This window comes from Vibrio sp. 10N.261.45.E2 (assembly GCF_002875705.1).
Lineage (GTDB): Bacteria > Pseudomonadota > Gammaproteobacteria > Enterobacterales > Vibrionaceae > Vibrio.
Genome location: NZ_MCZZ01000172.1, coordinates 65031 through 77671, shown reverse-complemented (window position 1 = coordinate 77671; position 12641 = coordinate 65031). Strand labels below are relative to the sequence as shown.

Annotated in this window: 8 protein-coding genes; 6 read left to right on the top strand and 2 right to left on the bottom strand. The window is 43.1% G+C overall.

Features of this window, described 5'->3' with window-relative positions; genetic code table 11:
• Positions 1–257: 257 nt before the first annotated feature.
• The 3 genes from dmeF (at position 258) to BCT34_RS23215 (ending at position 4122) form a co-directional block, all read left to right on the top strand.
• Positions 258–1253 (top strand): CDF family Co(II)/Ni(II) efflux transporter DmeF, encoded by a 996-nt coding sequence (dmeF, locus tag BCT34_RS23225; RefSeq protein WP_076657152.1) that lies wholly within the window; start codon positions 258–260, stop codon positions 1251–1253.
• The gene (locus tag BCT34_RS23220; protein ID WP_076657132.1) at positions 1231–1647 is read left to right on the top strand and encodes a MarR family transcriptional regulator; all 417 of its coding nucleotides are present in this window, start codon (positions 1231–1233) and stop codon (positions 1645–1647) included. Before dmeF ends, BCT34_RS23220 begins: the two co-directional genes overlap by 23 nt.
• A 744-nt stretch (positions 1648–2391) precedes the next feature.
• The gene (locus tag BCT34_RS23215; RefSeq protein ID WP_076657154.1) at positions 2392–4122 is read left to right on the top strand and encodes a methyl-accepting chemotaxis protein; all 1731 of its coding nucleotides are present in this window, start codon (positions 2392–2394) and stop codon (positions 4120–4122) included.
• 165 nt (positions 4123–4287) lie between these two features.
• Here BCT34_RS23215 and BCT34_RS23210 read toward each other — a convergent pair whose 3' ends face one another.
• Positions 4288–4527 (bottom strand): PAS factor family protein, encoded by a 240-nt coding sequence (locus BCT34_RS23210; protein WP_076657134.1) that lies wholly within the window; start codon positions 4525–4527, stop codon positions 4288–4290.
• A 258-nt stretch (positions 4528–4785) separates the two neighbouring features.
• Between BCT34_RS23210 and BCT34_RS23205 the strand changes: the two genes are divergently transcribed.
• Positions 4786–5760 (top strand): DHH family phosphoesterase, encoded by a 975-nt coding sequence (locus BCT34_RS23205; protein ID WP_076657136.1) that lies wholly within the window; start codon positions 4786–4788, stop codon positions 5758–5760.
• Between the two features lie 119 nt (positions 5761–5879).
• On the opposite strand, the gene BCT34_RS23200 is transcribed toward BCT34_RS23205, so the two are convergent.
• Entirely contained in the window at positions 5880–6362 is a 483-nt protein-coding gene (locus BCT34_RS23200; protein WP_076657137.1) for a hypothetical protein, read from the bottom strand.
• 428 nt (positions 6363–6790) lie between these two features.
• Here BCT34_RS23200 and BCT34_RS23195 point away from each other — a divergent pair, with 428 nt between their 5' ends.
• Positions 6791–8980, top strand: coding sequence for an immunoglobulin-like domain-containing protein (locus BCT34_RS23195; protein WP_076657139.1), 2190 nt, complete (start codon positions 6791–6793; stop codon positions 8978–8980).
• Between the two features lie 562 nt (positions 8981–9542).
• Positions 9543–12593 carry a beta-galactosidase gene (locus BCT34_RS23190; RefSeq protein WP_076657141.1) on the top strand — a complete coding sequence of 1017 codons (3051 nt, stop codon included), beginning with the start codon at positions 9543–9545 and terminating at the stop codon, positions 12591–12593.
• Positions 12594–12641: the final 48 nt, after the last annotated feature.

Sequence of the window (12641 nt, the reverse complement as noted above, 5' to 3'; positions counted from 1 at the left end):
GTTTCAATTAGCCCGCTTTATGTGGGCTTTTTTGCTTCTGTAAAGCCCGGTTTTACTGCATAAGCAAGCCCTGTAACAACCTAGTGCTCCCCATCAACTCTTTGTTCTACAAATCAGAGCCTCAAAACTCTTCATTGACAAAGTTTGATAATCAAACTAAATTCCAATTAATTACTTTGATCATCAAATTACTTGTTCATCAAAGGGATTTTATTAACAACGACCATCTACCACTAACACCAGCTAAGGACGCCATTTTGAGTTTTACAGCACGTCATCAACACAACTTTTCTTCACATAGCAGCCAAGGTGAGAAACGCACTTTCTATGTCTTGTTATTGACCGTCGTTACCATGGTTGTCGAAATTGTAGCGGGCACTATTTACGGCTCTATGGCATTACTTGCCGATGGTTGGCACATGGGGACGCATGCTGCAGCGTTTGGTATTACCTTATTTGCATACCGATATGCGAAGAAACATGCTGAGAGCGAACGTTTCTCGTTTGGTACCGGTAAAGTCAGCGTTTTAGGGGGCTACACTAGCGCGATTGCGTTGGGGATTGTGGCATTGTTGATGCTGGTGGAATCGGTGCATCGTTTGTTTAACCCACAAGCGATTCAGTTCAATGAAGCGATCATCGTTGCTTGTATTGGTTTAACTGTGAATGTGGTGAGTATGTTTTTACTTGGCGATCACCATCATGATCACGGACACGAGCATGGCCACAATCATAGTAAGAATCACGGTCATTCACATAGTCATGATCATGACAGCGACCATGCTCATAAACATAGTGAGCACCACGGACACCATCATGATCACAATCTACGCGCAGCTTACATGCATGTGTTGGCCGATACTTTAACCTCACTGCTTGCGATTGTTGCGCTGCTATTTGGTAAGTTTTACGGTTGGAACTGGTTAGATGCAGCAATGGGAATGGTTGGCGCATTTGTCATTGCCAAGTGGACGATGAACCTGATGAAACAAACCAGTCCAATCCTTCTTGATGAGAATATCCATCAAGATTATCGTGACTCAGTAATTGAAACATTAACGCCTTATGCGTCGGTGACTGATTTCCATATGTGGAAGGTAAGTGGACATCACTATTCAGCAGCGATTACTCTTGAATCAAACAGTGGTAAAACCGTCTCTGAATATAAACAAATGCTCGCCAAGTTTGATAAGATTAATCATCTTACTCTTGAAGTGCATTCAAACGACCATGCGAAATATAGAACAGCTTAACCAAATATTGACTGAGTTCTACGACAAAATGTCTTCGTGGGAGCAATCCGTTGTTAAAGAAACGGGTTATTCACTCGCACAGGTCCACACTATTGAAGTGTTGGGTATGCATGGCGCTTTAAGAATGAAAGAGCTCGCTGAAAAGCTTGGTATCACCACAGGTACACTTACTGTTCAAATCGAAAAGTTGGTTAAAGCTAAATTGATTGAGCGACATGAACATCCAACCGATCGCCGCGCAATTGTGGTGGCATTAACTGATGCCGGTCAGAAGATCCACGTTCATCATAATCAACTGCACCTCAACCTCGTTAATGAGTTGACCCAAAACATCGAAGAAGACGAAAAAGCGGTGTTATTGAAGTGCCTAACCAAGATGGTAAAAGCGTTTTAATAACTAGCCCAACAGAAAGAATCCGACACCAACGAATGTCTTCGGTCAGAGCAACAATGCAGGTTCAGGCTCACAAGCCGGTCGTGTGACATCATGTTCAGATATGATGGATCCAAAACACACCGAAGTTGGTATCGGGTACACCCCTTATATCGTTCTTAGCTCTACTTATTCTACCAATAGCTTCTGGACGCATACCTTCAACTAACACCGTTTTCTGCACTTATTAGCGTGTGAACCATTAAAGCCGACATTGTTAGTCGGCTTTTTACTGCATCGCGAATGGGCAAATCCTTACTTTTAATAATGATTTATTAAGTAAGATTAGATGCTTAGTGTTATTTGAAGATGTAAACATCAATCAGATCTAGAAAATGCTTAAACGCCTTTAAATTAAAGGCTGTAGGGCTGTTTTTCCTGTTTGTATCAAACATGAGAAACCTTTGTATCCCAATTTTATAATCTTGCTAATGTACATCTTAATAAATTGTGTTATTGATAATTCTAACTTTAGTGGCATTTCTATTTGCTGCTTCAATCGATTTGAAAGCAGCAAGAAGTAAGGGCGAATCAGCCCCTGTAAGACGCCCACTATTGGTAAAAACGATAAAAATAACAAAATGACATGGGCGAGATGACACAGTTAGTTGCCCAGCCTTAGATACCTATTATTAGTAAAGACGAGTCACACATATGAATATAAAGAAAAAGCTCTATTCATTGGGAATGTTTTCCATTTTCGGCATGATTTCATTGCTGTTCACCACTTCGCATTTTGCAGACACCACGGCTCAGATGAATGAAGCCAAGCAGATCACCAAAGAGCTTGAAGTTCGCTTGCTCAACCTACGCCGTAACGAGAAAGATTTCTTACTGCGCAGCGACATAAAATACCTCGATAAATTTGATGCAAACTACAACAAATTCTTGGCGTCTGAATCTCAACTTACTACTGTGCTTGCTGATTTGGGCCTTGCTAATAGCACCCATCTAAGAGAAGACATTGAAACCTACCACACAAGCTTTGTTGAATTGGTGAATGCCTATGAAGTGTATGGGTTAGCGCGTGACAAAGGCATGCTAGGCGAGTTTCATGCTTTACTCGATAACATCAGTGCGACAGCCAGTGCTGAACAAAAAATCGAGCTTTACCTGTTCAATGACTTAATTGAAAAGGGTGAGTTTGACCCTAGCGTGTTGTCTTCTGATTTACTCCAACTTTCAGCGAATTCAAACGCACTATTAGAAGCGGCTAAGCAAGTTGTCGAACAGAAAAAAGTGATTGGTTTAGATCATAAATCTGGATTGCTTGGTGATGCTCGCTCTGGTTCTCACATCATTGAAACTCAATTTAAAGAGTTCTCTGCGGTGTTAGACAAAGAAACCCAACAAGAAATGGCAACACTTTCGTTAATCAACAACATCCTTTGTGCCATCCTACTTGCATCAATCATCCTGTTTAGCTGGCTTATCGTTCGTTCAATCATCGGTAAGATTGAATCGCTGCTGTCAGTGATCCGCAATATCGTTGATTCAAACGATGTGTCTATTCGTTCTACAAACAACGGTAAAGATGAACTTGGAACGTTAGGTGAATACTTCAACCAGTTACTGGATCAACTTGAAGGTTTGATCTCCGCATCTCAAGCTAAGTCGTTACAGTTAAACCAAAGCACATCCAACATGCATGATGAGCTTGAATCGGTTATCCAACAGTTTGAAGTACAAGCAAACCACACCTCAACTATGACGACTTCCGTGCAGGAAATGGTACTGACGATTGGTGAGATTTCTGAAAGCACATCCGTTGCAGCCGAAGGTGTTCATCAAGCGAAAGTGAATGCAGACAAAGGCCGCGAAGTGGTTGTAGCGACAATCGACAACATTACTCAGTTATCTGAACGTCTTTCAAGTAGCCAAGACTCAATCAGCTCATTGAACCATCATGTTGATCAAATTGGTGATGCAGTGAATATCATCCAAGGCATTGCCGAACAAACCAACTTATTGGCACTCAACGCAGCCATTGAGGCAGCACGTGCGGGTGAACAAGGGCGTGGCTTCGCTGTGGTTGCCGATGAAGTACGCGCACTGGCTAGCAGAACGCATCAGTCCACCACTGAAATCACCTCTGTGGTTAGCGCAATTCAAAGCCAGATGCAGGCATCAATGACCGAAATTGGCGAGTGTAACCAACAAGGTCAACTAACGCTCAAAGACTCGGAAGAACTGGACGCGAGCTTGCAACTTATCTTGAGCGATATGGAGAGCATCCAAGGCAACTCAGAGCGTATTGCATCTGCAATTGAGGAGCAGGGCGCTGTGATGGCGCAGGTGAGCGACTCTATTACCGAGCTGAACACCATTTCAAACGATAACAATGCATCGGCGCAACACTGCTTAGTTGAAGTAGACAAAGTTGCCGAACAAGCGAGCGACATGGACAAAGCGGTTGCGCAGTTTAAGACTTCATAAATGCTTAGAGCAAGCTAAACCAAAGGCGTGGATAATCTGCGCCTTTTTTGTGCCTGACATTTGATGGAATACAGATGTTTGAAGAGGAATGAACAAAAAGAAAACGGCCCTTGCTATGTGTATTGGGGGAAGCAAGGGCCGTTGTATCTTAGTTTTACAGGGGAATTACTTATTACGACCTTCTAACACATCAAGTGCCAGCTCAACCGCTTTATCTATGTTTTCGCATCCCGCTAATTTACCTGAACTGATTGGCCCAAGTACGTTAGCGTATAACGAGAGCTGCTTGTTAAATGGCAGGCTCAACTGCTCATATAAACGCTGGCGAATCTCGGCATGTTGCTCAGGAGCGTGAGCAGCAAGGCTTTTCAAAGTGTCATAAACAAGAGTGGTGGTAGTGTTCATTCGTCTCTTTATCGTTAAGTTGGGGATGTATATTTTATAACCTTTCTTGTCTTACTTACTGTGATATAAGTCATACAATATTATTAATCTTGTGTGGGTTTTTTATCAAATGAGAATAAGGCATTCCAAAATAGACTTAAGTATCTGTGAAATATAACTAAAATGGTGACAGACTACATAAGAAACGAACGTCTAGATGTAATCCATACTCTCGGTGCGTTTCACTCAAACGGTTAAATCCTACGGAAGAGGTACAAGATGCACTACGACGTATTTAATGGGGACGCAGACGGTATTATCGCGTTGTTACAACTTCGATTAAGTGAGCCAAAAGACAGCGTGCTCGTTACTGGTGTAAAACGTGATATTCACTTAGTCTCTCAAGTTGTAGAACAGGGTAAACAAGGTGACGTTTCATCTGTTACTGTTTTAGATGTGTCGATGGAGAAAAACCTACCAGCATTGAAGTTACTGCTAGAGGCAAACATCGATGTATTTTATTGCGACCATCATCGAACAGGGGATGTTCCAACTTCTCACTATTTAAATACTCTGATTGATACCGCGCCAGAGAGTTGTACGAGTTTACTCATCAATCAAAAGCTGAATGGTGCACATGTGGCATGGGCAATCGCGGCTACCTTTGGTGATAATTTAAAGACTGTCGCTTCACGGTTAGCGGATGAAAATGGATTCAATCAATCTCAAACAGAGTTCTTGGAGGAACTAGGAATATTGGTCAACTACAATGGTTACGGTTCGTCACTAAGTGATTTGCATTTCACGCCAGTTGATCTTTACCAAGCCCTTTATCAATACCCGAATCCGTTTTCTCTTTTAGATGATAAAGATAGTGTGTTTTATCAACTCCAAGCTGCTTATCAAAATGATCGCCAGCAGCTATCAAACTTTACTCCCATTTATGAAAATGAAGTCGCACGTGTGTTTGAGCTGCCAGCTGAAACCTGGGCAAGACGAATCAGTGGGGTGTTTGGCAATGAAATCGTTAATCAAGACCCCGGTCGAGCACAAGCGGTATTAACGAAAAATCAAGATGGTGAATCTTATACAGTGAGTCTAAGAGCGCCGTTATCAAATAGAACTGGCGCGGATGATGTTTGTTCTAGTTTTGAAACTGGAGGCGGACGCAAAGCGGCTGCGGGCATCAATAAACTCCCAGAGTCCGATAAAGAGCGTTTCATCGAAGCGTTAACGAAATATTATCGAACCTGAGTGTGCGATTTTAGCCGTGTTTCTTGTTAAAGCAGCATACTATTCAGACAGAACTAAAACCTTGATTGCTTGCGTAATGAGTCTTAGTTCTGAGTCTCTCGGAAGCGATAAGTAGAGAGCTAACTTGGCATATGGGATTGATCGATACCGAGTAGTTCAGTAACAGTTAAACCAAACAGCAATTGAATTACCTCAAGAGTATTTTCGTTTGGCATTTTATCGGAGATGAAATTGGCTAAGCCAAGAACACCAATTCTCCCATTTCCTTCAGAACCTTTCTTATGAGCGTGCATAACGAACATGCGCATTATCATTCTGAACTGATTAACGTGCATAGCACTTTTCCAGGATTCAATGAGTGCACTCTTTGACGAGAAATCTAGATGCTGCACAATGATGGGGAATATCTTGCCTTTGAGTGCGGCTTCAAAATCAGTATTGCTTGGGTAATAGCCTTGCAAGGTACTTTTCCTAAGACCTGTTTCTTTACTTAAGCGATCATAAGTAACGTTGTCCCAACCTTCGCTCAGAAAAATATCTAGGATAAGAGCGTTATACGAAGCGAAATTTTCTTCCCATTGTGCTTTGGTGATTCTTGCCATACATGTCTCCAGAAATTTAAGTTAGAAGACTAACACAATAGCGCTAAAAAGTAATAGGTACGTATTTATCTAGAAGCCTTTATCAATACCTTTTTATTGTGTGAGCGAAACCACTAAGCGATTGAACATTCAGAACCCTCATCTAAGTCGCTTTGACAAAAATTGATAATTCTCCAAGAAAATTAAGTGCACTTGAATAATTTGCTTGGTGAATGAAAATGGCTTAATTTACAATATTTTAGCACTTTGATTTCAATAAAAAGTCAAAATATAATTGATTCTGATATTCAATCTGTGACTTAAAATCCCAAGTTAAATCAAAGGTCATCTTTTCCTATAAATTCCATTACTTATCTATAAATATTCATGGCTAAAATGAATGGGTTCGGTTGTGATTGGCACAGCTGTTAAGTAAGGAAGTGGGACTAATGTTGAAACGTAAAGCTCTACAATTAGCAATATCGGTCGGCATGGCGGCTATGTCTGGCGCTGTTTATGCGAATGGCTCAGATATGACGAATCCAGACTCAGGCGTTGTGGTTGGGTATTGGCATAACTGGTGTGATGGAGCGGGTTATCAAGGTGGTAATGCGCCATGTGTGACGCTGGATGAAGTGAACCCGATGTACAACATCGTGAATGTATCATTCATGAAGGTTTACGATGTGGCTGATGGTCGAATCCCAACTTTTAAACTGGACCCAACTATTGGGCTTTCAGAAGAACAATTTATTGACCAAATTTCAGAACTCAACAAGCAAGGTCGCTCTGTATTGTTGGCTCTGGGTGGTGCAGATGCACACGTAGAACTAGAAACAGGTGATGAAAGAGCCTTTGCTGATGAGATCATTCGCCTTACTGAACGCTATGGTTTTGATGGTCTAGATATCGACCTTGAACAAGCCGCAGTGACAGCAGCCAACAACCAAACCGTGATTCCAGACGCACTTAAGTTGGTGAAAGATCACTACCGTGCTGAAGGCAAAAACTTCCTTATTACCATGGCACCTGAATTCCCGTATCTAACGACGGGTGGTAAGTACGTACCTTACATCGATAACCTAGAAGGTTACTACGACTGGATTAACCCACAGTTCTACAACCAAGGTGGGGATGGTATTTGGGTTGAGGGCGTGGGTTGGATTGCTCAAAATAACGATGCACTAAAAGAAGAGTTTATCTACTACATCTCTGATTCGCTTATCAACGGAACGCGTGGCTTCCATAAGATCCCACACGACAAACTTGTGTTTGGTATCCCTTCTAGCATTGATGCAGCCGCAACGGGTTTTGTGCAAAAGCCACAAGATTTGTACGACGCATTTGATAGTCTAACAGCACAAGGCCAACCGCTACGTGGTGTGATGACTTGGTCTATCAACTGGGACATGGGTACCAACAAAAATGGTCAGCAATATAACGAGCAATTTATTAAAGATTACGGCCCGTTTGTACACGGTCAAGTGACGCCACCGCCAGTAGAGGGTGACCCCGTTCTTAAAGGTATCGAAAACGCGCGTGTTCTTCACGGTACAGCATTTGACCCAATGGAAGGCGTGACGGCAACAGACAAAGAAGATGGTGACCTAACGTCTTCAATCGACGTTGAAGGTTACGTTGAAACGAGTGTGATTGGCACGTATGTTCTGACTTACCGAGTGAAAGACAGCGATAATAACGAAACCACTAAAGCAAGAACGATAGAAGTTTACAGCCAGAAGCCAGTCTTCAATGGTGTGTCTGATACTACCGTTGTACTTGGCACTGCATTTGACCCTATGGCGGGCGTGACGGCGAATGATGCTGAAGATGGCGACCTAACAAGTGCTATCACACACACTGGCAGTGTTGATGTGAATGAAATTGGCAACTACACGCTGGTATATCGTGTAACAGATAGCGCTAACCAAACGGTAACTGCAGAGCGTAAAGTGTCTGTGACTGATGGTTCTAACTGTGCGCCTGCATGGGATGCTAACACCGTGTATGTTGAAGGTGACCAAGTATCACATGACGGAGCAACGTGGGACGCAGGTTGGTACACTCGCGGCGAAGAGCCGGGAACAACCGGTGAGTGGGGTGTTTGGAGAAAAGCATCAGACAGCTCATGTGGCGGTAACCCAGACCCAGGTGGCGATCTAGAGCTAAACGTAACTGGCCTTGAGTCTGAATACATTCTAGATAATGGCAATGTACGTTTAGAGTTCACACTCGCGTCAAATGAAGCGCTTGATGTAACTGCAATGGTAATCAAAAACGCAGGCACTGTTGTTGGACAGACAAAAGTGAATCTGACTGATAATCGTACCGTTACCATGGATTTGTACGACGTAGCAGAAGGTCAGTATAAACTTGAAGTGGTAGGTACTGCGACAGACGGCGAAATGGTGATGGTAGATAACTCGTTCTCGATAAAAGAAGAGGGCGGCACAACACCTCCTCCGGGGAACTACCCTCCATATGAAGCCGGAACGAATTACGAAGCGGGCGATATTGTAGTAGGCAGCGACAATGGCTTGTACGAATGTAAGCCTTGGCCATACACGGCATGGTGTGCAAGTGCTTCGTATGCGCCAGGGGATAGTCAGTACTGGCAGGATGCTTGGACAAAGCTTTAGTATTATAACTCAACGCTAGCAATATAAAGTAGACGATCAAAGAGAGGCCATTGTGCCTCTCTTTTTTATTTGGGTAATTTCAAACCTATAAAGCAACCTAAAAAGGTGTGATCTTCGCTATAGATTTAACCAACTTTACCGAAGTTAAACGTTACTCTCACGGTAAATGACCTATGAACGATTAAAGTAATGTGCGGTGCAAATACTATGAAGTGTTACTGTAACAGCGCCTGTAAATGCATGTGTAACAATGGGGTTTGTATATGTAATGGCAAAGATTTCTTAACGGGGCTGTATGGTTGTTAGTCGATGTATGACTTTTCTAAATGATACATTTCGAGCTTAACGCTTTTTTATGGACTAAAGTAGTGATTTATGCTGTTGCTGTGTCAGTTTTTAACTTTGATAATTATAAAATGCTGCTTGGTGTGTGAAATTTAGATGGGGTGGATCTTTTGAGTTTCAATTGTAACCGGTTACAATTACTGTGGCTTTAATCACGGTGTGGTTTAAATGTCTTCGTTAACATGATTCCAAGATCATTTAAACGTTAGGTCCTGAAATGTACGTTACGAATACACGTGTCTGGGAAAGTCCAGAAATTACTTCTTTCAATCGACTACGAGCACACACGCCACTATCTAGTTGGCGTAGTGAATTTTGTGCTCAGGTTGGAGGTATAAGCTCATCGGTAATGAGCCTAGATGGAGAGTGGGATTTTTCATTATTTCCATCTCCTGATTCTGTTCCTGAAAACTGGATGGCAGATGAACAACTTCCGAGTCAGAAAATTACAGTTCCAGGTAACTGGCAGTTACAGGGGCATGATTTCCCAATTTATACCAATGTGAAATACCCATTTCCATGCAACCCTCCATTTGTTCCAAAAGAGAATCCAACAGGTTGTTATCAGACGACTTTTGAACTACCTGAGAATTGGGAGCAAGAGTCGCAAACGCGAGTCATTTTCGATGGGGTAAATAGTGCATTTTACGTTTGGTGCAATGGTGAGTTTGTAGGTTACTCACAAGATAGTCGCCTTGCTGCTGAGTTTGACCTTAGTCCATATCTAATCGAAGGCAATAACACATTATCCGTCAAAGTTCTTCGTTGGTGTGATGGCAGTTACATGGAAGGTCAGGACATGTGGTGGATGAGTGGTATTTTCCGCTCTGTTCGTCTACTCAATAAACCAGTTCGCCACATTAAAGACGTAAAAGTGACGCCAGACCTTGATGCAGCTTATAGAGATGGTGAGCTGAAAATCAATGTCGATACCATGAATGGTGACGGCTTGTCGGTTAAAACCTCACTGTATGATGGTGAGAAAGAAATTGCGTCAAATGTTACGGAAGTCGGTACGGCGCCGGTCGATGAAAAAGGCGGATACAGCGAACGTTGTTTCGCAACGTTAAAGACAAACAACCCAAAGAAGTGGAGTGCTGAAGCTCCAAACCTTTACCGCCTGGTTGTGAGCTTAGTGACAAGTGAAGGTGATGTGATTGAGTGTGAAGGCTACGATGTCGGTTTTCGAAAAATCGAAGTCATAGGGGGTCAGTTGTGCATCAATGGTCAAGCACTGATGATTCGTGGTGTAAACAAGCACGAGCACGATCCAACAACAGGTCATGCAGAAAGCCTTGAACGTGTAGAGCAGGATTTAAAACTGATGAAACAGCATAATTTTAATGCTGTCCGCTGCTCTCATTACCCTAACCAGCCTGGCTTTTACAGTCTATGTGATCGCTTAGGTTTATACGTTGTCGATGAAGCGAACATTGAAACTCACGGCATGACACCAATGGGACGAATTGCCGATGATCCTCAATGGGCGAGTGCTTTCTTAGAGCGAATGACCCGCATGGTGGAGCGAGACTTTAATCACCCTAGTATCATTATTTGGTCACTTGGCAATGAGTCTGGTTATGGCTCAAACCATAACGCGATGTATCAGTGGACCAAACGAGTCGATCCTTCTCGTGTTATTCAGTATGAGGGAGGCGGTTCTAACACAAGCGTCACCGATATTATCTGTCCTATGTATGCTAGAACCGACGCTGATCAAGAGCAAGGGCATACCAATGAACCTAAACTTTCATTAAAGAAATGGGTTGGTATTGGTGATGAAAACCGTCCAATCATCTTGTGTGAATACGCGCATGCTATGGGTAATAGCCTTGGTGGCTTCGCAGAGTATTGGGATGCATTTAGAGCTCACCCACGTCTACAAGGTGGCTTTATTTGGGATTGGGTCGACCAAGGGCTAGATAAAATCAGCGAAGATGGTGTTCATTACTGGGCATATGGTGGCGATTTCGGTGACGAAATTAACGACCGTCAGTTCTGTATTAATGGCTTAGTCTTTCCTGACAGAACACCACACCCTACATTATTCGAAGCAAAACGGGCTCAGCAGCCATTCAGTTTTGAACTTGTGTCGTCACAACCGCTCGCAATTAAAGTGACCAGTGAACATTTGTTTGTTGATACGGCTCACCACAGCTTAGATTGGAATGTCATTGATGATAAGGGGGCTGTCATCAGAAGCGGTGAATTGAGCCTAAATCTAACAGCTCAACAGACGCAGCTGATTGAATTAGATTCTGAGTTTGGACTGCTTAACGCTGAGGCTCATCTTAATGTCGCTATTCGATTGCAGCAAGATACTAACTGGGCTAATGCTGGACATATTGTTGCGGAACATCAGGCTACATTAGGCAAAAAACTTCAGCTTGAAGTCGTTGAGAGCAAAACATTTGTACCCGCTAAATTCGAACAGGTTGATGGCGGGCTGCGTGTCACGGCAGCGGATAATCAATGGTATATCAATGCGACCACCGGTGAAGTGGAAAGTTGGAAAAAAGCGGACCGTGAACAGCTGCTTTCTCCAATTCGCGATAACTTCTTCCGAGCACCACTTGATAACGATATTGGTGTGAGTGAAGTCGACCGCCAAGACCCAAATGCTTGGATGGTTCGTTGGCAAAATGCTGGATTGTTTGACTTAGAGCACCGCTGTAAGGGTGTTGAGGTTAATGTCGCGATTGGAGAAGTACGTGTGCGACATGCGTATTTTTCAGCCGATAAGTTGGTTTTAACATCTGTTTGGGATTACCGCTTTACGCAGCAGGGTGAGGCTCAAGTATCGGTATCTGTCGATGTTGATAACTCAATGCCACCAATGCCAAGAATTGGCGCTGAAATGCATTTGAGCGAGTGTCCTCAAAGTGTGGCTTGGCTAGGGCGAGGTCCACATGAAAACTATCCTGACCGTAAGGCAAGTGCTGACTTTGGCCGTTGGATTCAACCAATTGCGAGTATGCATACGCCATACATATTCCCGTCTGATAACGGATTACGTTGCGATACCCAACAACTTCAAATCGGTGACATTGAGCTATTAGGTCACTTCTATTTCAGTGTTAGTCAGTACGGGCAGCAACAACTCGCTCGAGCTAAACATACTTATGAACTGGAAAGGCAACCGGGGTTATTTGTTTACTTCGATGGCTTCCATATGGGAGTAGGCGGGGATGATTCTTGGACACCAAGTGTTCGACCTGAATATCGCTTGCTACGCAACCAATATCAATGGAAATTCGTTTTAAAATAACAACTTGAGCTCACCTCCATTGAGGGGTGAGCCACCCTCTGAACTCTG

Excerpts from the sequence above, each read along its gene's own strand:
- BCT34_RS23220 (WP_076657132.1), top strand. The coding sequence starts at position 1,231 with ATGCGAAATATAGAACAGCTTAACCAAATATTGACTGAGTTCTACGAC.
- BCT34_RS23215 (WP_076657154.1), top strand. The coding sequence starts at position 2,392 with ATGATTTCATTGCTGTTCACCACTTCGCATTTTGCAGACACCACGGCT.
- BCT34_RS23210 (WP_076657134.1), bottom strand. The coding sequence starts at position 4,527 with ATGAACACTACCACCACTCTTGTTTATGACACTTTGAAAAGCCTTGCT.
- BCT34_RS23205 (WP_076657136.1), top strand. The coding sequence starts at position 4,786 with ATGCACTACGACGTATTTAATGGGGACGCAGACGGTATTATCGCGTTG.
- BCT34_RS23200 (WP_076657137.1), bottom strand. The coding sequence starts at position 6,362 with ATGGCAAGAATCACCAAAGCACAATGGGAAGAAAATTTCGCTTCGTAT.
- BCT34_RS23195 (WP_076657139.1), top strand. The coding sequence starts at position 6,791 with ATGTTGAAACGTAAAGCTCTACAATTAGCAATATCGGTCGGCATGGCG.
- BCT34_RS23190 (WP_076657141.1), top strand. The coding sequence starts at position 9,543 with ATGTACGTTACGAATACACGTGTCTGGGAAAGTCCAGAAATTACTTCT.